20 protein-coding genes and 3 pseudogenes are annotated in these 21,842 nt (G+C 70.3%); 8 read left to right on the top strand and 15 right to left on the bottom strand.

The genetic code is table 11. The features are described 5' to 3' along the window. Positions 1 to 1,139: pseudogene (locus OG389_RS35790) on the bottom strand (hypothetical protein); the annotation flags it as partial. A gap of 605 nt (positions 1,140 to 1,744) precedes the next feature. On the opposite strand from OG389_RS35790, the gene OG389_RS35785 reads away from it, so the two are divergent. Both OG389_RS35785 and OG389_RS35780 read left to right on the top strand, forming a co-directional pair. Beyond that, positions 1,745 to 2,794 carry a hypothetical protein gene (locus OG389_RS35785; protein ID WP_328303400.1) on the top strand — a complete coding sequence of 350 codons (1,050 nt, stop codon included), beginning with the start codon at positions 1,745 to 1,747 and terminating at the stop codon, positions 2,792 to 2,794. A 148-nt stretch (positions 2,795 to 2,942) separates the two neighbouring features. Further along, on the top strand, positions 2,943 to 3,149 hold the full coding sequence (locus tag OG389_RS35780; protein ID WP_328303398.1) for a cold shock domain-containing protein: 207 nt from the start codon (positions 2,943 to 2,945) through the stop codon (positions 3,147 to 3,149). A gap of 66 nt (positions 3,150 to 3,215) precedes the next feature. On the opposite strand, the gene OG389_RS35775 is transcribed toward OG389_RS35780, so the two are convergent. From OG389_RS35775 to OG389_RS35765, 3 genes and pseudogenes are all read right to left on the bottom strand, one after another. Beyond that, complete coding sequence (locus OG389_RS35775) at positions 3,216 to 4,226, bottom strand: lipase family protein (protein WP_328303396.1); 1,011 nt, start codon at positions 4,224 to 4,226, stop codon at positions 3,216 to 3,218. A 510-nt stretch (positions 4,227 to 4,736) separates the two neighbouring features. After that, a pseudogene (locus tag OG389_RS35770) lies at positions 4,737 to 4,935 on the bottom strand (hypothetical protein); the annotation flags it as partial. A gap of 238 nt (positions 4,936 to 5,173) precedes the next feature. After that, complete coding sequence (locus OG389_RS35765; protein ID WP_328303394.1) at positions 5,174 to 5,764, bottom strand: DUF421 domain-containing protein; 591 nt, start codon at positions 5,762 to 5,764, stop codon at positions 5,174 to 5,176. A 206-nt stretch (positions 5,765 to 5,970) separates the two neighbouring features. Between OG389_RS35765 and OG389_RS35760 the strand changes: the two genes are divergently transcribed. Together OG389_RS35760 and OG389_RS35755 are read left to right on the top strand one after the other, a co-directional pair. Beyond that, entirely contained in the window at positions 5,971 to 6,345 is a 375-nt protein-coding gene (locus tag OG389_RS35760; protein WP_328303392.1) for a PadR family transcriptional regulator, read from the top strand. Beyond that, complete coding sequence (locus tag OG389_RS35755; RefSeq protein ID WP_328303390.1) at positions 6,342 to 7,214, top strand: hypothetical protein; 873 nt, start codon at positions 6,342 to 6,344, stop codon at positions 7,212 to 7,214. Before OG389_RS35760 ends, OG389_RS35755 begins: the two co-directional genes overlap by 4 nt. 241 nt (positions 7,215 to 7,455) lie before the next feature. Here OG389_RS35755 and OG389_RS35750 read toward each other — a convergent pair whose 3' ends face one another. The 3 genes from OG389_RS35750 to OG389_RS35740 form a co-directional block, all read right to left on the bottom strand. Beyond that, a complete protein-coding gene (locus tag OG389_RS35750; protein ID WP_328303388.1) occupies positions 7,456 to 7,980 on the bottom strand; it encodes a GNAT family N-acetyltransferase in 525 nt (174 codons plus the stop codon). A 148-nt stretch (positions 7,981 to 8,128) separates the two neighbouring features. Further along, positions 8,129 to 9,994: a hypothetical protein gene (locus OG389_RS35745; protein WP_328303387.1), complete on the bottom strand. Its 1,866-nt coding sequence runs from the start codon at positions 9,992 to 9,994 to the stop codon at positions 8,129 to 8,131. A 298-nt stretch (positions 9,995 to 10,292) separates the two neighbouring features. After that, complete coding sequence (locus tag OG389_RS35740; protein ID WP_328303385.1) at positions 10,293 to 11,882, bottom strand: hypothetical protein; 1,590 nt, start codon at positions 11,880 to 11,882, stop codon at positions 10,293 to 10,295. 689 nt (positions 11,883 to 12,571) lie between these two features. On the opposite strand from OG389_RS35740, the gene OG389_RS35735 reads away from it, so the two are divergent. Next, the gene (locus OG389_RS35735; protein WP_328303383.1) at positions 12,572 to 13,090 is read left to right on the top strand and encodes a hypothetical protein; all 519 of its coding nucleotides are present in this window, start codon (positions 12,572 to 12,574) and stop codon (positions 13,088 to 13,090) included. Positions 13,091 to 13,213: 123 nt separating this feature from the next. On the opposite strand, the gene OG389_RS35730 is transcribed toward OG389_RS35735, so the two are convergent. Then, positions 13,214 to 14,437: a phospholipase D-like domain-containing protein gene (locus OG389_RS35730; RefSeq protein ID WP_328303381.1), complete on the bottom strand. Its 1,224-nt coding sequence runs from the start codon at positions 14,435 to 14,437 to the stop codon at positions 13,214 to 13,216. 262 nt (positions 14,438 to 14,699) lie between these two features. On the opposite strand from OG389_RS35730, the gene OG389_RS35725 reads away from it, so the two are divergent. The 3 genes from OG389_RS35725 to OG389_RS35715 are packed head-to-tail and all read left to right on the top strand — an operon-like array spanning position 14,700 to position 17,109. Next, positions 14,700 to 15,224, top strand: coding sequence for a hypothetical protein (locus OG389_RS35725; protein WP_328303379.1), 525 nt, complete (start codon positions 14,700 to 14,702; stop codon positions 15,222 to 15,224). 20 nt (positions 15,225 to 15,244) lie between these two features. Further along, positions 15,245 to 16,438 (top strand): sensor histidine kinase, encoded by a 1,194-nt coding sequence (locus OG389_RS35720; protein WP_443059400.1) that lies wholly within the window; start codon positions 15,245 to 15,247, stop codon positions 16,436 to 16,438. Further along, a complete protein-coding gene (locus OG389_RS35715) occupies positions 16,435 to 17,109 on the top strand; it encodes a response regulator transcription factor (RefSeq protein WP_328303375.1) in 675 nt (224 codons plus the stop codon). The genes OG389_RS35720 and OG389_RS35715 overlap by 4 nt, the downstream gene beginning before the upstream one ends. A 91-nt stretch (positions 17,110 to 17,200) precedes the next feature. Here the strand turns inward: OG389_RS35715 and OG389_RS35710 are convergent, their stop codons facing one another. The 7 genes and pseudogenes from OG389_RS35710 to OG389_RS35680 form a co-directional block, all read right to left on the bottom strand. Then, on the bottom strand, positions 17,201 to 17,392 hold the full coding sequence (locus OG389_RS35710) for a hypothetical protein (protein ID WP_328303373.1): 192 nt from the start codon (positions 17,390 to 17,392) through the stop codon (positions 17,201 to 17,203). A gap of 166 nt (positions 17,393 to 17,558) precedes the next feature. Beyond that, positions 17,559 to 18,203 (bottom strand): dihydrofolate reductase family protein, encoded by a 645-nt coding sequence (locus OG389_RS35705; protein WP_328303371.1) that lies wholly within the window; start codon positions 18,201 to 18,203, stop codon positions 17,559 to 17,561. A 373-nt stretch (positions 18,204 to 18,576) separates the two neighbouring features. Beyond that, positions 18,577 to 19,104 carry a TetR/AcrR family transcriptional regulator gene (locus OG389_RS35700; protein WP_328303369.1) on the bottom strand — a complete coding sequence of 176 codons (528 nt, stop codon included), beginning with the start codon at positions 19,102 to 19,104 and terminating at the stop codon, positions 18,577 to 18,579. Between the two features lie 180 nt (positions 19,105 to 19,284). Continuing rightward, positions 19,285 to 20,191: pseudogene (locus tag OG389_RS35695) on the bottom strand (NmrA family NAD(P)-binding protein). A gap of 5 nt (positions 20,192 to 20,196) precedes the next feature. Next, complete coding sequence (locus OG389_RS35690; RefSeq protein ID WP_328303367.1) at positions 20,197 to 20,622, bottom strand: nuclear transport factor 2 family protein; 426 nt, start codon at positions 20,620 to 20,622, stop codon at positions 20,197 to 20,199. Positions 20,623 to 20,801: 179 nt separating this feature from the next. Then, the gene (locus OG389_RS35685; RefSeq protein ID WP_328303365.1) at positions 20,802 to 21,116 is read right to left on the bottom strand and encodes a putative quinol monooxygenase; all 315 of its coding nucleotides are present in this window, start codon (positions 21,114 to 21,116) and stop codon (positions 20,802 to 20,804) included. Between the two features lie 221 nt (positions 21,117 to 21,337). Continuing rightward, positions 21,338 to 21,646, bottom strand: coding sequence for a hypothetical protein (locus tag OG389_RS35680; protein ID WP_328303363.1), 309 nt, complete (start codon positions 21,644 to 21,646; stop codon positions 21,338 to 21,340). Between the last annotated feature and the right edge of the window lie 196 nt (positions 21,647 to 21,842).

The raw sequence follows: 21,842 nt of genomic DNA, 5'->3' as shown, positions 1-21,842 counted from the left end.
AGGAGCATGGCCCGATCGACGGTGGGGTAGTGGTCGGGAGCGATGCGGACGGCGGCCCGGGCCGACTCCACCGCTTCGTCCAGATCGGCCGAAGCTCCGCTGTGTTCGAACAGCGTGAACAGGATGAAGCTGAGTGTGGACAGGCCCTGAGCACGATCGTGACGGTCGCTGGGGCCGGCCAGGACGGCGGCCCGGGCCAGCCGCGCCGCCTCCTCGAGATCCTCCAGGGCCCCGGTGCGCTCGAAGCGGGCCTTCAGGACTCCCCCGAGGACGGACTGGTACTTGACCCGGACGGGATGGCCTGCGGGGGCCGTCCGGATGGCGGTGCGGATCAGTTCCGCCTCCTCGTCCAGATCCGGGAGCGCCGCCGTGCGCTCGAACCTCACGCCCAGGGCGAGGCCCAGGTGGTAGATCCGGTTCACACGCTCGAAATCGCCGTCGGGGGTGGCCCGGACGGCCGCACGGAGCAGCTCCACGGCTTCGTCCAGATCCGCCGGCACCCCGGTGCGCTCGAACTGCACCCTCAGGGCGAGGCCGAGGTTGGTCAGGTACACCGGCCGTTCCGGGTCCCGGTCGCTCACGGCCCGGACGGCGGCGCGCGCCATCTCCACGGCCTCGTCCAGATCCGGCGTGGCCATCGTGTGGGCGGACCGCATCAGCAGGGCCGTACCCAGGTTGGACAGCAGGGCGGCGCGGGCGCGATGGCCCTCGGGGAGGCTGCGCACGATGCGGCGGCACAGGCCCACGGCCCGCGCCTGGACCGCCGGATCGCCGGTGATCTGCGCCCCTCGCAGCACCTTCATGGCGGCGGGGATCGCCTGCTCGGCGAGGGACACGAGGAGTGGATCCGGCAGCGGCTCCTGACCGGCGACGAAGCACTGCGTGAGCCAGTGGACCGCGAGTTGCCGCTCGGCCTCGCGCTGTTCCGGGTGCGTCGCGAACCGGGCTCGGTAGTGGTGCAGCCAGCCCATGGCGTACCGGGCTTCCAGGTCGTTCCCGTCGCCCGCGTCGCACAACTTCCCCAGGGACCACGATTCGGTGAGCGCGGCCGGATCCAGGACCGCGGACCCCACTCCCATGGAGACCGCGTGATCACTCTCCTGCGGATCGCGGCCGGCAGATCCCTCGCGCTCGCCCATGAAACCCTCCCCGGCCGAAGATCCGTCAATTACGCATTTGTCAGCGTCAGTTGCCTGTCCCAACCGTATTCGGCGACCATGGTCGCACGGGTCGTGTCCCCGAAGTCGTGAAAGCCGCTCGGCGCGGACGGAACGCGGCGGGCCGGGACCGGTGTACCGAACGTGGGGCTGCGAACGGGGACATGTGGTGACCGACCGGAACGGCGACGGCGACGGCAGCGACAGCAGCGGCGACACGAGGCGGCGCGACGAAGTGGCCTACGTATGCGGACAGCTGGAGCGCATGCGTACGGACCTCGAGGAGCACGGAGCCGATGGTGCGGCGCCGTTGGAGGATCTCGCGGCGGCGCTGCGTGCCGGAACGGACCCCGCCGCACGGCTCGACGCGCTGCACGAGAGGCCCTGTTGGCGGCCGGCGACGCCGTCGGTGTCGGCGGCGGCAGGGTCAGAGGCCTGGACCCGATCGGGACCGCTCCCCCGCTCCCCGACGCATGGGTGCTGCTGTGCCCGACGGGGCGGTGCTCGCGCTACTCCTGGCCCGACGGCCCCGCGGCACCCAGCTGCCGGATCAGCGAGGAACCCCTGCGCAGAGAGCGCCTGTAGTGGTGACCGGGTTCCTCACCGCCCTCGGCCAGAAGCTCGCCGAGCGCTGGTTGACGCTGCTGGTCCTGCCGGGCGTGCTGTTCCTGTGCACCGCCACCGCCGCCCGCACCCTCGGACAGGCCCACGCCCTGGACCACCGTCGTCTCGTCGGCCGGATCACCGGCTGGGCCCAGGCCCCCGCTGTGAACGGTGTCGGCGGTCAAGTCGTCCTGCTCGCCGCGGTCCTCGCGCTCGCGGCGGCGACCGGTCTGGCCGCCCAGTGGCTGGGAGCGGTGGTCCTGCGCACGGTACTGGCCGCCGACTGGCGCACCTGGCCGCGCCCTCTGCGGCAGTGGGCCCGGGCAGCCGTCACCCGCCGGCACACCCGATGGAGCGCCGCCGCGTACGCGTACCGGCAGCAGCTCGACGCCGACGCCCGGGCCCTGGCCGTCCAGCGGCGCCGGGCCGATGAGACTCCGCGCCGGACCCGGCACCACGCGATGCACAGGATCGCCGCCGAAGCGCCGGACCGGCCCACCTGGAGCGGTGACCGAGTCCACGCCGTGTCCGTACGCCTGGGACGTGACCACCACCTGGACCTGCCCACTCTGTGGCCCTACCTGTGGCTCACCCTGCCCGAGACGACCCGCGCCGAGATCACCGCGGCGGAGCAGGCCCTCACGCGCGCCGCCACCCTCGGGGGCTGGGCTCTCCTGTACGCACCGCTCACCGTCTGGTGGTGGCCCGCCGCCCCGCTCGCCGCCGCCCTCGCCCTTACCGTCCGCTACCGCATCCGCACCGCGATCGACGTCTACGCCCAGCTCCTCGAAGCCGCTGTCCGCCTTCACTCCGCCGATCTGGCGACCCAGCTCGGCGCCCTCGACACCGGCCCGGAAGCCTTCACCGTGGGCGATTGCCTCACCCGGCAACTGCGCACCAGCACGCCTCCGCCCCCTTCCGCGCAGCCTCACCCGGATCGGCCGCCTACTGACTCCCGCCGAACCGCCCCGGGCTCTCCGCGGCGCTCCGCACCCCCGCCTCAGGAGCCTGGGCGGGGGCCCGTCGGGCCGTGACCAGGAGGTACCTGCGACACCTCGGCGGGGTAGTGGGCGCGCACCGTACGGGGTGGCGGCGGGCTGCCGTCACCCGGCTGCAGCACGCCGGCGCGCGCATGGCGCCCGTACGGCACACGGTGGAAAGGGTGGACGAGAAGGAGGCGGCATGGACAGCAGGGTGAAAGGGTTCGTCCAGTCCTACAACAGCGGCAACGGCTACGGGTTCCTCGTGCCCTACGGTGCCCGGGACACCATCTACGTCGAACGCGCGGACATAGAGTCCGACCCGCAGACCCTGTCCGAGGAGCAGCAGGTCAGCTTCACGATCGACTTCGCCGACGGACGTTTCGTGGCCCGCCACGTCCAGCCCTGAGCGCGGCGCAACCCACGCCGCCCACCCGTCCGAGGTGAGGAAACCCCGGACCGCACCCCCCGAGCCTCAGGACCTCGTCGTCGGTACCTCCGGCGCGAGGGAGTTGCCCGCGGGGATCCGGCCGCAGTCGGAGGGGGGCGTCCTGCCCGCGAACCTGTCGTTGAGCCAGCCGAGCGCGGTGGGTGCCCACGGTACGGCGGCGCCGACGTGGCTGAGCAGGTCGTACTGCTGGTACTTGATCGATGCGTTGCCCTTGTCGCAGTACTGCCGGGCCAGCGCGCGCACGTCTCCCGCGACCATGACCCCGTCACCTGTCCCGATCCCCGGGAGGTTGCCGAAGGTGCCTTCCAGGACGCCTCCGTTGCCCTGCACGATGAAACCGGGGGCGTTGGGGGTGGCGGCCGAGCCGAGGTTGAGTCTGTTGACCGCCTCGATGAAGGATGGCACCGAATTCGGGTTCGCGTACTCCGGCTTCACCATCTTCTTCCAGGTCAGTCCCGGGTACTGGCCCAGGGCGTTGATGATCGACCCACGCTCGAGCTTGTCGAACACCTGACGGCCGTAGTCGTTCAGGTAGGGCGTGAAATCGATGTCGTACGAACGTGCGACCCCGAGCATGGCCATGGGTGCGACGCCGGCCCAGATGGCGCTGCCGCTCACGTACTTGAGGTTGTGCGCCGGGTCGACGAGCAGCCCGCCCTCGGCGTAGCCGACCAGTCTCCTGTCGACGTCCGGTGCGTAGCTCGGCGCGAGCACGGCCGCCCAGTGGGTGGCGATGGCTCCGCCCGAGTAGCCGGCCAGGCCGATCCGGGTGGCGGAGTTCAGACCAGTCTGCGGGGACTGGCTGGCCGCCCGGATCGAGTCCAGGGTGTTCGTTCCGTATTCCGGCCCGGCCGCGAAGTCGGCGGCCTGTCCCTCGCTGTCCGGGATGATGACGTTGTAGCCGGACAGGAGCAGCGGTACCAGGAGGAGGGACTCACCGTTCGCGATGAGCCCTCCGAGGGAGACGTCACCCGCGATCGCCCGGGAGGGTGAGTCCGCCGGGTTCAGCGAATCGTAGAACGACTGGTACGACACGGCCTTGCCGCCGTCCCCGGTAGGGCTGCGTACGATCGAGGGTCACCCCGGCGGACGGGCGACCTGGGCGTCGACGGTGCCGGAACAGCAGCTGGATCGCCTTCACCGGCGTCGGGATGCCGACGACGTGGTACTGCAGCGTCCGCGTCTTGAGCACGGCGCCCGGCGCGTACGAGGACAAGGGCGTGCTGCCGTCGTACGTGTAGAAGGCGTCGCCCCCCGCGGCGACTGCCGAAGGGACGGCGGGGGCGGCCACGGCTGTGGCCACTGGGACAGTGGTGACGGCCAGAGCTGTGGCAACTGCGGTTGCCAGTTTGCCTACGGCGATGCGGTGCATGGTTCCCTCGGATTCGTTTCATGGATCACAGGGACGGACGCGTGCGCGTTACTGGTGGTAACAGCGCCGTAAGTTACCAGCAGGTAAATGGCTTGAACAGGGTTGCGGCACGGCCTTGCGGTCCTGCGCCGCGGCCGGGTCCCGAACACCGCCGGGTCGGGTCGGGGTGCGACGAGGCGCTCGGGGCGGATAGGCGTCCTGTTGAGTTCCAGGCCGGTCGCCGCAGGGATCGCCACGAGGAAGGCCGGGGTGGACGACAGGGGCGAAGGCTCACCGATGCCGCGTACTCCGTACGGCGCGTCCGGGTCCGCCATTTCGAGGTAGTCGACCGGAATCGTCGGGGTGTCGAGGATGGCCAGGGATCAGGTAGTCCGCGCCCATGTCCTGACCCCGGCGCCCGAGCCCGTGCCCGGCCTTCCCGGCCCGTCCCTCGACTGCGCCGCCTCCAGCGCCGCCTCCAGCGCCGCCTCCCGGCGGCACTCGCGCGCCAACTCGGCCCGGCGGAGCGCGTCCGCGTGGGCATCAGCGTTCCGGTGGACGAACCCGGGAACGCCCGCCGCGCGCTCGAAGAAGCCCGAAACGCCCCGTGGGCTGCCCCGCTTACCGGCTTCTAATCGCCCTTCGAACCTTCGCGTCGCTCGTCGGTGAGATCCCGCAAGAGGTTCTCAATCGAGGCGAGCCGCGCCTCCAGCCCGGCGATGTCCTCGTGCGTGGCGCCTTGCTGCGCAGCCTTGAGGACGATGATCAGTTGGCCGTCGGGCTCCAATCGCCCCGTGGCGACGTCGCTGATGGCATCGCCGTTCTGCAGGCGGACCGCGTGCTCGATCTCCGAAGTCCGCAGCGCCAGTCGCCGGAGTGCCTGGGGTACCACCTCGCCGTTCTCCACGACCGTGGTCGCGGTCCCTTCCAGCAGCCGCGCGGCCCGTGGGTCGAGGGCCAGCCACCGGTTCACCGCCGAATTGACAGCGACCAGGGTCACCGCGCCGATCGCTCCGCCGAGCAGGCTGTTGTCCGCGCCGATGATCGCGTTCTGCACAACGTTCGACAAAAGGAAGATGACCACGAAATCGAAGGTGTTCAGCCCGGCGAGGCCCCGCTTCCCCGCCAGTCGGAACAGGGCCACGATCAGGGCATAGACAGCGACGGTGCGGATGACCTTCTCTGCGATCGACATACCGGTGAAGACCAAGTCGTGCCACATGCCAACTCCTCACCTGATCCGATGTGCTCGGCGCCAGCCTGGTGCCGAAGACAGTCTCGACACCGGAAGCCACGCCGTCGCCGAGCGGGGCCGAAGCGGGACGCAAGGGGACACGGGCATGGGAACGCGCAGGGGAAGCCCTGGAGTTGGACAGCTGAATAGGCCGTCCATCGACATATGCCGGTTACCGGCCTATGGTGGGGCTCGTGAATGAACCAGCCCTGCGTGAGCCGACCCTCCTCATCCTCACCGCGATCGCCGACGCCCCACGGCACGGATACGCGATCGCGCAAGAGGTCGAGAAGATCTCGGAAGGCCGTATGAAGATGCGTGCCGGAAGCGCGGCGCGAGGACGCCTTGAGCGGCTCCTCGAACAGCAACTCATCGCCGTCCACGAGGAACAGGTCGTCGACGGTCGCAGGCGGCGCAGCTACGCGCTGGCACCCCACGGGCGCGAGGTGCTGGCCGCCGAGGCGGCCCGTATCGCGCGCACCGCGCAGGAGGCCACCCGGCGGCTGGGGCTCGGCGCTGCGGCCGTGCATGGTCTGCCCGGCCTCTCCGGCGGGACGGTGACGGCGTGATCGCGCTGCTGAAGCTCTACCCGGCGGCCTTCCGCCGGGAGTTCGGCGACGAGATCGCCGAGGCCTACCGCGAGGCGACCCGTGATGCGGGCCGGGCGGCCCGGGTACGGGAGGCCCTGGACGTCACCGGGCACGCGTTGCGGATGCGACTCGGGCTCGGTTCGGCACGGCGACCCGGGCAGCTCCTGGCGGCGCTGGCCCCGTTCGCCGCCGTCGCCGTCGGCGCGAGCGCGGTCTGGTGGGCGGGGCTGATGCTCCCGGCGGCCGGAGCGCCCAGCCTGCCCGAGGAACTCGCCGTCTCCTACGCCCTGCTGGCGGCGACCAATTTCGTCATGGTGCTGGGCGCCGCGATCGCCCTGAGTGGCCGCTGGACCGCGGGCACCTGGACCGTACTGACGGGCTTCACGGCGACGGCCGTGGTCGACCTGTTCCGATGGGGCGGCGGCCTCGAAGCAACAATCTTCCTCAGAACACCCCTGCTCCTCGTCGTACTTCTGGCTCTGCTCTGCCCGGCAGACCTGAGACCGCAGCCGCGCGTCCGTACGGCGACAGGGCTGGGCGCCGTCGTGCTGTGGACGACGCTCCTGACCGGCGCGCTCACGGTGTGGCCCCTGCCCGACGAGGCCGCCGGGCTCCGGTTCGCCGTACCGGCAGCGGCCGGGTTTGCCCTGGCCGGGCGGCAGGCGTTCGCGCGGCTGCGTACCGCGCCCGCCGTCCTCCTCGCGGCCCTGCCCTTCGCCGTCCTGTGCATGGCCATCTGGAGCGTGGAGGTCTTCACCGGCCCGGCCCTGCTCGGACTCCTCCTCGCCGCGGCCGCGGTGAGCATCCGCCGGCGTCGCAGCGGTCGGTACCCGGCGACCGAGGCCTGACCGGCCACCTTGTCGCGTCCAGAGCCCCTTTGTGCGCGGCAGGTCAGTCGAAGGCGGTGACGATGGCTTCGATGATCGCCCGAATTCCGTTCCCATCGGCCTGCGCGTCGGCGTTTCCGGCGTGGTGTGCCCGTACCTTGCGCTCGAAGCGCTTCTGGGCCTCCTTCTGCGGCCTAGCGGGAAGGAGTGATGTCCCATGGCCATCAGGGTCCCAGCAGCGGTACCGGACGCGTCTCCCGATCTACCCGCGGGGAGGAGTGCGGCCAGGGGGCGGGAGGAAGGAAGCCTCAGTCTTGAAGGTACGGAACCCGCGGCGGTGGTAGTTGGGCAACGCGTTCGCGTTGTCCTCCGACGACGTGTGCAGCCAAACCCGGCGCACGCCCGGAGCCAGTTCCCAGCCCTGCCGGATCGCGAGGGTCAGCGCATGACCACCGAGGCCCCTGCCGGTGTACTCCGGCAGCAGCCCGAACGTCCTGATCTCCACGTCGGCGCCCGGATGGAGGTCGTAGCAGACCATGCCGGCCGGTGCGTCCGCCACGGTCAGCAGCCAGCATGTCCGGTCCGGATGCTCTGCGAACCACACCCCCCACTCCTGCGGGCTGCGGCGGGCGCTGCGCCACTGGTACGGCGCGCCGATCCTGGCCATCAGCTCGGGAACCAGCGACAGGTCCCCGGCCACGGCGTCGAGCGCCATTCCCGGGACCAGCACACCGGGAACGAGTTGGGTTCGGTCGGTCATCTCGACGTACGTCACGATCCTCGTCACCCGAGGAAGGCTACCGAGCGCATGCGGCCGGCCTCAACACACCTGTGTCATAGACCTGTTGGGACCTGCGAGGGCGTCCGTCCCGGTCGGCGGGACCTGGGAGCGGGCGCCCTCGCGGCAATTGCGGCTACCCCTTGGCATCCATCGCCTAACGGACGGTGAAACGTGTCTGGATCACCTTGCCGTTGGCCAGGACCTCCGAGGCCATGATCCAGGTCGTGGCCGGGTCCTTCACCGTGAAGTTCAGCGCGAACGTGCCGTCCAGACCGATGATCCGGGTGACACAGGGATCGGCCGTCTTCGCGCCGTCCGACCTCCGGCCGGTCACGGCCACCGTGGCCACGGGGGCGAAGCTCCGTCCTGTGACCTGGACGACCGTGCCCACGGGGCCGCTGTCGGGAGACAGGGCGTACGAGGGCGCGGGCGCAGGCGGGTTGCCCCCGACGGTGAACCGGGCCAGGGCCTTCCTCCCGTTCACGAGCCACTCGTGGGCCTGGAGGGCGACCGTGGCCGGGTCGTTGACGGTGAAGGTCTGCGAGAAGCTGCCGTCGAGGCCGACCACCTTGGTCCTGTAGCCGTCCCCGCTCTTGGAGCCGTCCGCCTTCAGCCCGTCGATCTGGACGGTGCTCACCGGGGCGAATCCCTGGCCCACCACCGTGACCTTGGTACCGGTCGGCCCCGTCGACGGGGAGAGCGTGATGAAGGTCTTCGCCACCGTGAGCGGGGCAGTGACGTGCAGACCACCGGCGGCGACCTGGACCTGATAGGCCCCTTCAGCCACCGCGGCGGCGAGGGTGACCGTGCCGGTCAGGGCTCCGGAAGCGCTCACGCTCAGGTTCGACCCGGGGAGTCCGGCCGGAGCGCAACCGGTGCCGTCTGCCGCGCAGAGGGCTGCGGTGACGACGGCGCCCGCGGGCCAGCCCGCGCCGGACAGGGCGACCGTGGCGCCCGGTTTCACCGTGGCCGCGCCCGTCGCGAGGGTGACGGGGTTGGTGGTGACGGTGAAGGGGACGTTGGTCTGGGTACCCTCCACGGCGCCCTCGTCGGTGTGGATGAAGGCGATCGCCGGGTCACTGATCGTGAACTCGGTGCTGAACGTGCCGTCGGTGGTCGTGCTCGGATAGACGGCCGTGTCGTCGAGCGTATTGCCCTCGGCGTCCAGGGCCACCACGTTGAGCTGCTGATCCTGGTGGTAGTTCTTGCCCGACACCGTGATCACCGCGCCGACCGGGCCGTGGTCTGGGCTCGGGGTCAGCACGTACGGGCCCCCCGGAACGTACGCCTTCACCTCCAGCGGAGCCTTCGCCTGCTTCGTACCGTCGCTGACCTGGACGGAGTACGCACCATCGGCGACGGTCCAGGAGCTGGCGAGGGCGATGCTGCCGCTCAAACCACCGGAGGCGTCGATGGCCAGCGTGCTCGACGCGATCTTGGACGCGTCGCAATTGCCGCCCGCCGCGTCGCAGAGGGTCGGGGTCGCGGTGGCGCCCGGGGTCCAGCCACCACCGGCCAGGGGTACGGACGTACTCGGCTTCACCGAACCGGTCGGCGCCGACACCGTCGCCTCCGTACTTCCGCCGCCCTGTGCCGTCACGGTCGCCACGGTGCCGCCGCCAGCGGTGACGTCGCAGGGGGTCTGGTAGGTGCCGCCGAAGACGACGGTGGTGGTCCGGGTCCGCAGGGGGGTCAGGTTGACCGTGCCGGATGCGGTGGCCGGGAGGAAGAAGTCGCCTTCGAAGGGGGGCAGGACGACGGCCTGGCCGCTGGTGTAGTCGAGGTTGACCGTGGGCCCTTGGATCGTGACGGTGCCGGTGGCGCCGCCGGACAGGGTGAGATCGATCGCCGGGGTGGTCGGGATGTCGCTGAGATTGGTGGTGCTCTTCGCCGGACTGGCACCGAGGGTGATCTTCGCGTGGACCTTGCCACCGGGTGGGGCGCTCGTGGTGGTCAGGTCGACGGTCATGGTCTGCGGGCCGGTGGCTTCTCCCTGCCCGGCGGGCAGGGAGCAGTGCACGGTGGGGGTGACGGTGCCGGCCTGGGCGGCGGGTGCCAGGACGAGGCCGCCGGCGGCCAGGACCAGGGCGAGGCCACCCGTGGCCAGTGGTGCGCGCCGTAGCAGTCTTCGGTGCGGGGAACATCCGATCTCCCTTTGTCGGTGGGGGGGTGGGGGGCGGGTTGTTGTGGGGGCGGAACGGGCCGGGACCCGGACACGCGGATTCGCGCGGGGCCCCGGCCCGGTACCGCGGCGGTGTGCGTGTGCTGTGTGCGGCGTGCCGTGTGCCGTGTGCTGTGTGCCGTGTGCCGCGTGCTGATCAGGACAGTGAGAGCGTGAGCGTCGCCGCGTAGTTGCCGCCCGGAATCACTGCCGGGGTGTGGAGGTTCAGTCCGGCGGAGGCGTCGAAGACTCCACCGACGACCTGGCCGCCACCGGAGGGGAGTTCACACAGGCCCGCCGGGGTGGCGCCGAGTGCTCCGGGCGCTCCCTCGCTCGGAGTTCCGATCGCGTCGGCGTGCGCCGAGCAGGACGGGGTCCAGCTCACGGCGCCGGCCGGGATGACCGCCGTTCCGCCGCCGGCGGCGGTGAAGTCGCTGAGAGTGCCGGTCAGCGACCAGCCGGCCGTGCCGCCCCGGGCGTCCGAGACCTGGACCGGGTTGAGCGTGCCGGCCACGTCGTGGCTCGAGCCGTCCAGCTGGATCGTCCCGAAGTTCACCTCCGCACCGGACTGGCCCATCGAGAGCGGGCCGGGGGTGACGGAGAACGTGAACTTCTGCGTGCCCGTGCCGCCCTCGCCCGGGCCTCCGCCCGTGGTGACGGTGAAGGGGATCTTGGTGTCGGTACCTTCCACGCCGCCCTCGTCGGTGTGGATGAAGGCGATCGCCGGGTCACTGATCGTGAACTCGGTGCTGAACGTGCCGTCGGTGGTCGTGTTCGGATAGACGGCGGTGTCGTCCAGGGTGTTGCCGGCACTGTCCAGCGCCACCACGTTGAGCTGCTGGTCCTGGTGGTAGTTCTTGCCCGACACCGTGATGACCGCGCCCACCGCGGCACGGTCCGGGCTGGCCGTCAGCTGGTACGGGCCCGCCGGGACGTACGCCTTGACCTCCAGCGGAGTCTTCGCCTGCTTCGTACCGTCGCTGACCTGGACGGAGTACGAACCATCGGCGACGGTCCAGGAGTTGGCCAGGGTGATGGCGCCGCTCAGGGCCCCCGCCGCGTCGATCTTCAGGGAGCCGCCGGTCACCTTCGTCGCGTCACATCCGCCGCCCCCCGCGTCGCACAGGGTCGCGGTCGGCGAGGCGCTCGGAGTCCAGCCGCCACCCGACAGGGGTACGGACGTGCTCGGCCCGGCCGGGCCGCTCGGCGCCGACACCGTCGCCGCCGAGCCGCCGCCGCCCTGCGCGGTGACGGTGGCGACCACACCGCCACCGCTGACGACGTCGCAGGGCGTGTTGTAGTTGCCGCCGAAGACCACAGTGGCGGTGTTCATCCTGACGGGGCTGAACTGGATGGGCCCGGAGGCGTTCGCCGGGACGAAGAAGTCCCCCTCGTAGGGCGGGATCACGATCGGGGCCGGCTGCGCGGGAACGTCCACCAGGACCGTGGGGCCCTGCACGGTCACCTTGCCCGTGGCACCCCCCGACATGACCAGGTCGATCGACGGGGTGGAAGGCACGTCGTCGAGCTTCATCGGACTCACCGCCGGGCCGGGCCCGAGGGTGACCTTGGCGTGGACCTTGCCGCCGGGCGCCACCGAGGCCGGGGACAGCTCGACGGTGACGTCCTGCGGACCGGAGGGATCGCCCTGACCGGCCGGTAGGACACAGTGCACGGTGGGGCGGATCGTTCCCGCTTGCGCGGCGGGCGCCAGAACCGCACCCGCCAGGGCGAGCGCGGTCGTCACGCCTCCCCCTAACAACACCGCTCTCCGGGCCACCGGACTTCGCTGGAAGAACACCTGATCTCCTCATTCACGAGTAGGGGTTCCGGCCTGCTCGCGGTTGAGCCGACCAGTGGCTCGAACGACCGCTGGCCGATGCCTGCCCTTTCGATCATTTGCCGCACCCCTCACACTGAATACCTACGATGCGCCGAAATGGACAAAGGAATGCCCGGGGCAGAACAGACGACTCTGTAACGCCCGCCCGCTCTTTGATACAACGCGCCCCGCCGGCCGTTCGAGCTGATCAAACGCATACAACCCGGAAGGTCGGGTTCACTCCGAGCCGACCGGAGCGGACAGCGTGGCGCAGCTGAGCAGAGAAGGGAATAGCCGAGTTGACGGCACGTCAGATGCTCCTCATCGAGCCACCCGCAAAGCCGACGAAGGGGCGCCGAGTCACTCGTGCTTTACATCGCCGACTCATCTACGTAATGCAAATCAATTCCTCAAAAAGCCTTGACTACCACCCGAATGCGCGGCTTCACTGCACTTCGGGATACTGGATCCAGCCACACCTGGGCACCGACGAACCGGGCGCTACCGAGCACCTTCCGGAGTCCGTCCCGGGAATTCCCGTCACCAAGCGGCGCGCTTCCTGGCGTGCCCACGGCACCTCTCATGTCCGCCAGGACCTCGAAGGGAGCACCACCATGTCCCGCCTCAAGATCGCCACCATCGCAGCCGCCGGCGCGGCCGCGTTAACGGCCTCGATCGCGCTGTCGACCAGCGCCTACGCGGTCGCCCCGGCCACCACGACCGCCACCTTCAACTGCGCCACCTGGGGAAGCGGCAGCGTGACCCTCACCGCCACCGACTCGGGCGGCGTCAAGAAGATCAAGCTCGCCTCGACCGCGATCAAGGTGCCCGCAGGCACGGCACCGATCGGGGCCAACACCATCGCGACCGTCATCAAGGTCACGAAGAACGGCGTCGCCGGAACCACGCAGTTCTCCGGCACCGTCAACCCGCCCATGGTCGCGGGTGGTTCCGTCACGGTCGGCCCGCTCCCCCTCACCACGGGCACCCTGGCCACGGGCGACAAGACCAACGTCGCACCACTGGCCGGGGCTCCGGGCGCGGCCAACTTCACGGTCTCGATCACACCGCCGGGCGTTCCCAGCATCTACTGCACCGCGACCAGCGCTCAGGCATCGGACTTCACCTGGTAGGACCGGGCAGCACCTGAGGAACACCCGGCCGTACGGGCCAGAGGGTGGCCGGTCGGACCCCCCGACCCGCCACCTGCCCGCCGGCGTCCGGTGCTCCCGCGGCGTGGTTTGCGGTGGCCGGTTTCACAGGAAGCGGCGGATGGGCTGCACGGCCAGTTCCCGGGCCCGCTGGAGGGTGGGGCGTCTCTTCCAACGGCCCTCCTGGATCAGCTCGCTCACCGCGACGTCCTCGTCGAAGTGTCCGTCGAGGACAGCGGTGAACCGCTCGTCGAGCACGGCGAGCATGACCTCCTCGTCGTGATCGAGGGAGCGCCGGTTGAAGTTGGTCGAGCCGATCAGTGCGGCGACGTGGTCGACGGTGATGACCTTGGCGTGCATCATCGTCGGCTGGTACTGGTAGATCTTCACTCCGCAGGCGATGAGATCCGCGTAGTGGTGCTGGCCTGCGAGCTGGCAGACCCGTTTGTCGGTGTGGGGACCCGGGAGCAGGATCTCCACCTCGACCCCGCGCCGGGCGGTGGCACAGAGCAGCTCGATGAAGTACGTGTCCGGTGAGAAGTAGGCGGTGGCCAGCCGGAAGCGCTCCTCGGCGGACTCCAGCATGACGCGCATCAGCGTCTGCATGTCCTGCCAGCCGAAGCTGGCCGAGCCGCGCACGACCTGGACGATCGCGTCGCCCTGCGGGCGGTGGTCGACGAACCGGTCCCGGTCGTCGAAGAGTTCGTCGTGGCACTCGGCCCAGTTCTGCGCGAACGCGGCGGCGATCCCGTCGACGGCGGGTCCGCGGACCTCGACGTGCGTGTCGCGCCATTCGTGCTCGTCGCGCGCGTTGCCGCACCATTCCTCGGCGATCCCGACCCCGCCGGTGAACGCGGTCTCCTCGTCGACGACGAGGACCTTGCGGTGGCAGCGGTGATTCTGCTTGAGCGGCGAGAGGTACAGCGGCTTGCGGAACCAGGCCACCTGTACTCCGGCCCCCTCCATCTCCTCCAGCAGCTCCCGTTCGATCAGGCGGCTGCCGAAGCCGTCCAGCAGCAGCCGGACCCGCACACCGGCGCGAGCCCGCCCGGCGAGCGCGTGGGCGAACTCACGGGCGATGTCGCCCTTCCAGTACACGAACGTCATCATGTCGACCGTGTGCTGAGCACCGTGGATCCCGGCCAGCATCGCGGCGAAGATCTCGTCCCCGTTGCGCAAGGGAGTCAGTGCGTTGCCCTCGGTCGCCGCGATCCCTATCAGACGTTCCAGGCGCCGCCGTAGGCGCGCCACCCGTATCTCGGCCGACGGCACTCGTGGTGACTGGGGAGTGCTCGTGACCGGCTCGGCCGACTCCTGCGTACTGGTCATCGGATCTCCTGGCCGGAACTCGAGTGGGAACATGGCGGGCGCCCTGCACCCGGTCCGGCCCGGGCTGAGCAGCGAGCCGACTGTACCCGGGCTCGCCGGTCAGAGGCTTCGGCGGGACCCGGGACCTCCCGGCGTCAGGCCGACTGCCGGCTGCCGGCTGCCGGCTGCCGGCTGCCGGTGGAGACGGTGGGGGTGGAACTCCACCCCCGTTTCCACCCCTGGGTCCAGGTGCCGCCAGCCGTTCCACAGCAGTCTTGAGGGCATGACAACGACCGAGTGGATCACCGACATCGCCCTCCTCCTCATCGTCTTCCGGCAGCTTCGGGAAGGACGGCTCGACCTCAAGACCTTCCTGATCCCGCTGGGGATCGTGGCCTTCGTGGCCTCCTCGTACCTCGACACCATCCCCACCGCCGGCAATGACCTGGTACTGATCGCGGTGCTGGTGGCCGTGGGTGCCGCGCTCGGCATCGCGGGCGGCGTCTACACCCGGATCCGGACCGTCGGCGAGCACGTCCTGATCAAGGCCGGTGCGGTGTCGGCGGCCCTGTGGGTCGTGGGCATGGGGGCACGGATGGGCTTCCAGTTGTGGGTCGAGCACGGCGGCGGCGCCACCGACGTCGCCCGGTTCAGCGTCAGCCACCAGATCACCAGCGACAAGGCCTGGGTGGCGGCGTTCGTCCTGATGGCACTCACCGAGGTGGTCACGCGACTGGCGACGATCTACATCCGGAGCCGCGCCCACGCGGTGGTCCGCCCCGTGCCGGTGCTCGACCGCACGGCCTGACCGTGCAGTATGTTCTGCGCATGTCCACGAGTGAGACCCCTCCGCCTCCGGGGACAGCACCGTCCCCGGAGGCGGTCGCGCGTCCGGTTCCCGGGCAGGATCCGCGGGTCCGGTGGGTACTGACCCTGGCGGTCGTCGTCGTCGGAGTCGTGACGATCCGGCCCATGGGCTTCACCGGCCGAGGTCTGGCCGTCGCCGTCCTCTTCGTGCTCTGCACGGCCGCTCTGCTGGCCCGCGGCCTGCCCGAGAACGCCGTGACCCAGCGGTTCGCCGCCGCCTGGCTGACCGCCGGTGTCATCGCGGCGGCCGCTCTGATCGCCGTCAGCAGCAGTGGAACCGGATACCTCTTCGCCTTCTTCCTGGCCGGCCACATCGGATACCGGCTGGAGACCAGATGGGCCTTGGCCCTCGCGGGCCTGTGCAGCGTGCTCTGTGCCGGTGTCATGTACCTCGGCCCCGGGCCGGGGCAGCAGCAGTTGCCGTGGGGACTCGGCCTCGCCACCGGCGCACCGGTCCTGATCGGCATCCTCAACCGCAGCCAGCGCCAGGCCGTGCGGGCGGCCCTCGCCGCGTCCGAGTCGGCCGAACGGGCCGCCCGGGCGGAGGCGCGTACGGCCGTACTGACCGAACGCGGCCGGATCGCCCGTGACGTGCACGACGTACTGGCACACTCGCTGGCCGGGATCAACATGCAGCTGGAACTCGCCGACGCGCTGATCGACACCGGTGACCTGGAGCGAGTCAGGGAGGCCAACGCCAAGGCCCACGCCCTGGTCAAGGAGAGCCTGAAGCAGGCCCAGTGGACCGTGCACGCGCTGCGCGAGGACGCACTGCCGCTGGTGGAGAGCCTGACCGCGATGGTCGACTCCTCGGGCCACCACGACGCCCTCACCGTCACCGGTACGGTCCGGGAACTCCCGACCCGAGTGACCCAGAACCTGCTGCGGATCGCCCAGGAGGCGCTGACCAATGCCGCCCGGCACGCACCCGGTGGGGACGTCGCCGTGGAGCTGACGTTCGCCCCCGCATCGACGACACTGAGGATCCGTAACCGCCCCGGCATCCGCCAGGTGAACGCCGGGCCCGGTAGTGGGATGGGGCTGATCGGAATGCGCGAACGCGTCGCGCTGCTGGACGGAACCGTCACCGCGGGCCCGGTCACGGAAGGCCCGGACCGGGGCGGCTGGCACGTGGAGGCAGTGATCCCGGGATGAGCGAACCGATCGAGAAGCAGCAGAGGCTGAGGGTGGTCGTCGCCGACGACCAGGCCGCCGTCCGGGAGCCGCTCGCCGCGGTGCTCGGCCTGTCCGAGGACATCGACGTCGTCGAGGCCGCCGCGGACGGAACCGAAGTGCTGGCGGCGGTCGCCGCCGGGCCGGTGGACGTCGTGCTGATGGACCTGAGGATGCCCGTCATGGACGGCATCGAGACGACCCGCCGCCTGGGCGAGCAGTACCCGCAGGTGGCGGTGGTCGTACTCACCACCTTCGCCGACGACGACTCGATCCTGGGCGCCCTGGGCGCGGGAGCCCGCGGGTACCTGACCAAGAACGCGGGACGCCAGGACATCGTCCGGGCCATCCGGGCCGCTGCCGCCGGTCAGTCCGTGCTCGACCGCGAGGTACAGGACCGGCTGCTCGCCACGGCCAGGAACACGACCGCGAGGACCCCCGAGCCGGTTCCTGCCCTGCCCGAGGACCTCACGCCCCGCGAGCGCGAGGTGCTCGCGCTGATCGGCCAGGGCCTTCCCAACCGGGGCATCGCCGAGAAGCTCTTCATCAGCGAAGCCACCGTCAAGACCCACATCAACAACCTGTTCGCGAAAACCGGCATCCGGGACCGGGCGGCCGCCGTCCGGCGCGCCATCGAGGCAGGCCTGGCCTGACACGACCGCGGACCGTCGTCCGCAGGGGCACGGCGAAGGACGCGCCGCACGGAATCGGCGCCGGGGGCGGGTACGGGATCGGCCCCGGGCCTCAGCGAGTCTGGTGCTGGACTCCGCGCTGCCCGGGAACGCGTCGCCGTCCGGTCGACGCCGACCGCGTGCGGGCGGCCCGGTGCCGTCGGCCCGGGAAGGGGTTACTGCGCGTGGGGGCGCTGGGGGCCAGCGCGAGGAGGAGCACGAGGACGGGCACCGCGACCAGGATGAGCACAGTGAAGAGGGTCATGTTCCTGCCTTCCGTCGAGTACTGACCAACTGTAATTACTCAGTGTTACCTGAATGTTGGCCGGTAAACACTCCCAGTGAGGAAAGGCGTTGAGTCGGCAGCCCCGCCGCGGGCAGCAGCCCCGGGAGGCAGAACAACAGCTGCCCGGGGCTGCCCTGAGGACCGGTCACTTTCGCCAGAACAGGTGGTGCTTCACCCCGCTCGGGCTGGGAACGACCTCCAGGTGGAACCGGTCGAGCAACTCATCGGGAGATTCCCAGAGTCGTACACCGGATCCGAGCTTCAGCGGCGAGACCGCCACGTGCAGGGTGTCGACGAGGTCGGCGTCGAGGAACTGCCGGATGGTGCTGGCGCCGCCGCCGAGCCGGACGTCCTTGCCCCGCGCCGCCTCCCTGGCCTGCTCGAGGACCGTGGCAGGGTCGCCGTCGACGAAGTGGAACGTGGTGTCGGAGAGCGTGAGCGAAGGACGCTTGTGGTGGGTCAGGACGAATACCGGGGTGCGGAACGGCGGCTCGTCCCCCCACCAGCCCTGCCACTCGTAGTCCTGCCAGGGCCCGCGCTGGGGACCGAACTTGTTGCGGCCCATGATCTCGGCGCCGATGTTGCGGTCGTAGTCCCGCGTGAGGTAATCGTCCAGGCCCCGGCTACCCCCCGGTTCGGTGCGCATGGGCCAGCTCGCCGTGGCACCGGCCCAGGCGAAGAGCCTTCCTGGGTCGACATGACCGAACGGCCTCTCGAGGGTCTGGTCCTCACCGGCACCGATGCCGTCACTCGAGACGTTGAAGTTCTGGACTCTCAATAGCTGAACCACGCGTTCCTCCTGCGATGGGGCGATGACAGTGGTGAGACTCTCCGAGCCGGTCAAACTCATCGCTACCACCAGCAGCGGCCCGAGTTCGGCTCCGACGCACTGCGCGCGCGTAGACGTGCGTAAGACACCGGCCCGAAGAGGTACGCCTCCTCCACCCCGCCCGCGTCGGCTTCCGTGCGCCCCGGGTCGCTCCGTCCGTACCGCCAGCGCGGAGTACGGGGTGCGTCCGCTTGGCGTGGATGAGGCCGGTCACGTACGCGCGTAGGTGCTGCCATACCCGTTCGAAGAACTGCGGGTGTCGGCCGGCGACTGGACCTCGCCCTCCGTGACCGCCACCGTGCGTTGAGGGGATCCGCTCGCCGGTCCGCCCGACTCATTCGGCACCGAGGGCATTGTCGATGTACGCCGCGAGCGAGGCCCGCAGGGCTTCGGGCTCCATCCCCTGATCGTCGATCAGGTGCGCCACGAGGTCGGCGCGGATGGCGGCCAGCAGGGCATGGGCGGTGAACTCCGCGCTGTGGACTCCGGGCAGCTCGTCCAGCGCGGTACGAAGGATGTCGTGCCACCAGGCGTAGTGCTCGGCCAGGTAGGGGCTGCTGATCCCGGCGTCCTCCGCGGCCGACATCAGGTTCCGGTTCTCGATCTTGAAGCGCAGTGAGGCGTCGAGTAGCTCCATCACCCGCTGCCGAGGCGAGGACACCGCTGCCTCCTGCGCTTCCCGCACTGTCTCCTGCAGGGGTTCGAGGCGGGAGGCGATCACCGCGCCGATCAGACCGGCGCGGTCGCCGAAGCGGCGGAAGAGGGTGCCCTTGCCCACGCCCGCGGCGGCTGCGATCTCGTCCATCGACACGCTCTGGGGGCTGCTGCTCGCGGCGAAGAGGGCATCGGCCGCTGCCAGCACGGCTTCCCGGTTGCGCAGGGCGTCAGCACGCTCTGTACGCGCTGTGCGCGCTGTGCGCGCTGTACGTACTGTGCGTTCCGTATGTTCCGTGTGCTGGGCCACAGGTCCTCCTCGATCTCCGGCCGGTCCGGTCGGCTTCGCGCCGTCGAGCCAGTTGACGATACGTGTTGGCGCCGGCTCTCACGGATCGGACCGGTCTCCGCACCGGCCGGCGCGGAGAGCAGGTCGGCACGGAACATCAGCCGTCCCGCCGGACCTCCTTTCGACGAAGGCGCGGAAGGTGCCCCGGGCGCGCCCGGTGACGCCCTCGACCGTATCCGAGGTACGGTCCTCGGCGCCGTCGGCGATGGCGCGGTCCATGGCGGCCAGCATGGTCGCGAACTCCAGGGGAATCTCCGCCGCCCAGCGGTCCCGCAACTGCTCGAAGGTCAGATGCCGGTGCACGACCAGTCCGACCGGTGACCTCGGTGATGATCGTGGCGACGTCGTCGTAACTCAACGCCTGCGGTCCGGTGAGCATCAGGTCGGTGTTGAGGGCCGGTTCGCCGGTCAGGGCGCGTACGGCGACGGCGGCGATGTCCTCCGCGTCGATGAACCCGACGCGCCCGTTTCCCGCGGCCGTGAGGATGGCGCCGTCCTCGCGCATGCTGCGCGCGTGAGGGGCGTGCCCGGCGAAGTTCTGCATGAACCAGGACGGCCGCAGCACCGCCCACTCCTCGAAGAGGCCGGGCAGGGCCTGGTGGACCTGCCCCACCGCTGGACCGCCGGCGGGAATCGCCGATGAGCTGAGCAGCACCGCGCGTCGCACTCCTGCCGCGCGGGCCTGACGGAGGAAGGGCAGCATGGGCGCGGCCGGGTTGGCGGAGCCGACGGGCGGGACGAGGTACACGCTGCCCGCACCGTCCAAGGCCGTCCCCCAGGTCGCGGGCTCGTGCCAGTCGAAGCGGACGGCCTCGGCGCCTTCCACCGGAGTGGCGCTGCGACCCGCGGCCCTTGCGGGGCGGCCTTCGGCGATCAGCCCGGCGACGACACGGTGGCCGGTTGTGCCGGTGGCTCCGACGACCAGGGTTGGGCTGAGGGTGTTCATCGTGTTCATCGGTTCGCTCCTACGAAGTCGACACCGGACCGCTGAACGGCGAGGGGGTTCCAGTAGTCGCGGTAGGAGGTGATGCGCCCGGCCTTGACCGTGACCACGGCGATGTAGGTCATGTCGAAGGGGCTGCCGGTCTCCACCAGGCGGCCGACCCCGCGCATCTCGACCACGATGGTCTCGGGGACGGTGGTCTGGTGGATCGTCACCTCCGGGAAGTCGTGGAGGTCGACGTGGTCGGGGTAGTGGCGCATGTAGTCCGCGACGGCTTGCCGACCCTCGAGGCGCACGGGCCATCCCGGGGGTGCGAAGGGGAACTCCATGGTCCCGCCCTCGTCCCACAGGTCCACCCAGGCGGGGATGTCCTTCTCCAGGAGCAGCCGAAGCCCGTGGCGGTACAGCTCGGCGGGCGGCAAGAGGGTCGTCATGTTCGAGACTTCCGTTCTGCTCGACGGCGCGGCGATTCCGGCCGGTCGATGGCGGTCGATCACAAACGGACTATCGGTCCGTATGAATGAGAAGAATACGGACCGTCAGTCCACTTCGCAAGGCTGGGCGCGCCACGGAGCCGATGGTTTCTCGCCCTTGGGGGGATCCCCTCGGGCACTCAGGCCTGGTCTGCCGGCAGGGCGGCGTACGGGCGGACTTCGATCCGCAGGGGCGGCTCGGCGAGAAGACCGATGATCTCGTCGCGCAGCTCGTCCGCGAGGGGGCTGCTCTCGTAGGCATCCTTCACCTCGCGGCTCCGGAAGACCTCCATGTTCCACAGAACGTCGGGGTCGGCGTCCTCGCGGGCGATGATGAACCGGCCGGAGGACCCCGACTTCCCCATGCCTTCGGTGGCCAGCGCGAACAGCTTGTCGCCGAGTCCAGGCTTGGCGCGCATCCTGATGAGGTACGCGGGCTGGTCCTGCAGTGCCATGTCCTTCTCCTTTTGCTTCCGCTTCCGCTTCGCGGCGGGGTGTCCCGCTCGAGCCGGTCCGCCATCAATGGAACATCGTTCCATCAAGAGTGTGGAACAACGTTCCAATCATGTCAAAAGGGAGCCGTGCCACCCGCAACGCGCGAAAGGCCCGCGCGGCGCACCAGGACACGGACCAGACCTCGCGGACGCCGCCCCGCACCGAGCTCCCGTCCGAGGGCTCAGGTGGTGGTGAGGAAGTCGTAGTAGCCGGCGCCCGCGACGAGTGCGGAGGTGAAGGAGAGGGGGAGCCCGGCCACATCGCGGGGCACTTCCTGCGAGGTCCGGCGGGTGAATCCGAGCGAGACGCCGGATACGACAAGGCTCTCGGCGTCCGCGGCCGTTACGGACCAGCCGCGCTCGCGCACCTGCCGGAGGATCTCCGCGGCAGGGTCGGCGAACACGTCGTGGCGGTCGAACAGGACCCGAGTGGTCCTGGCCCTTCCCTCGCCCGGCCACCACAGTTCGACGGGTCTGTCCGAGGACGTCATCGCCTGACGACCGGCCTCATCCGGTCATCGTTTCCTGGACTGCGTCGATGACCATCCTCCCCCGGGCACCGTCCGGCGCGGGGTCGACAACGACCGCTCGGCCGACAGGTCTCCACCTCGTCACCCTCCGAGCTGGCGGAATGCGTGTGCAGCGCGGGGGAACGAGGAGGGGAGGATGCACGACCGCAGCTCGCCA

The organism is Streptomyces sp. NBC_00435 (genome assembly GCF_036014235.1).
Classification (GTDB): domain Bacteria; phylum Actinomycetota; class Actinomycetes; order Streptomycetales; family Streptomycetaceae; genus Streptomyces.
Note: the sequence above shows the minus strand (reverse complement) of the source record. Positions and strands in the feature narration are given on the sequence as shown.

Bases quoted from the DNA above. Each gene is read 5' to 3' on its own strand.
- OG389_RS35780 (WP_328303398.1), top strand. From the start codon at position 2,943: ATGGACAGCAGGGTGAAAGGGTTCGTCCAGTCCTACAACAGCGGCAAC.
- OG389_RS35765 (WP_328303394.1), bottom strand. From the start codon at position 5,764: ATGTGGCACGACTTGGTCTTCACCGGTATGTCGATCGCAGAGAAGGTC.
- OG389_RS35735 (WP_328303383.1), top strand. From the start codon at position 12,572: ATGTCCCGCCTCAAGATCGCCACCATCGCAGCCGCCGGCGCGGCCGCG.
- OG389_RS35730 (WP_328303381.1), bottom strand. From the start codon at position 14,437: ATGACCAGTACGCAGGAGTCGGCCGAGCCGGTCACGAGCACTCCCCAG.
- OG389_RS35725 (WP_328303379.1), top strand. From the start codon at position 14,700: ATGACAACGACCGAGTGGATCACCGACATCGCCCTCCTCCTCATCGTC.
- OG389_RS35720 (WP_443059400.1), top strand. From the start codon at position 15,245: ATGTCCACGAGTGAGACCCCTCCGCCTCCGGGGACAGCACCGTCCCCG.
- OG389_RS35715 (WP_328303375.1), top strand. From the start codon at position 16,435: ATGAGCGAACCGATCGAGAAGCAGCAGAGGCTGAGGGTGGTCGTCGCC.
- OG389_RS35710 (WP_328303373.1), bottom strand. From the start codon at position 17,392: ATGACCCTCTTCACTGTGCTCATCCTGGTCGCGGTGCCCGTCCTCGTG.
- OG389_RS35690 (WP_328303367.1), bottom strand. From the start codon at position 20,622: ATGACGACCCTCTTGCCGCCCGCCGAGCTGTACCGCCACGGGCTTCGG.
- OG389_RS35685 (WP_328303365.1), bottom strand. From the start codon at position 21,116: ATGGCACTGCAGGACCAGCCCGCGTACCTCATCAGGATGCGCGCCAAG.
- OG389_RS35680 (WP_328303363.1), bottom strand. From the start codon at position 21,646: ATGACGTCCTCGGACAGACCCGTCGAACTGTGGTGGCCGGGCGAGGGA.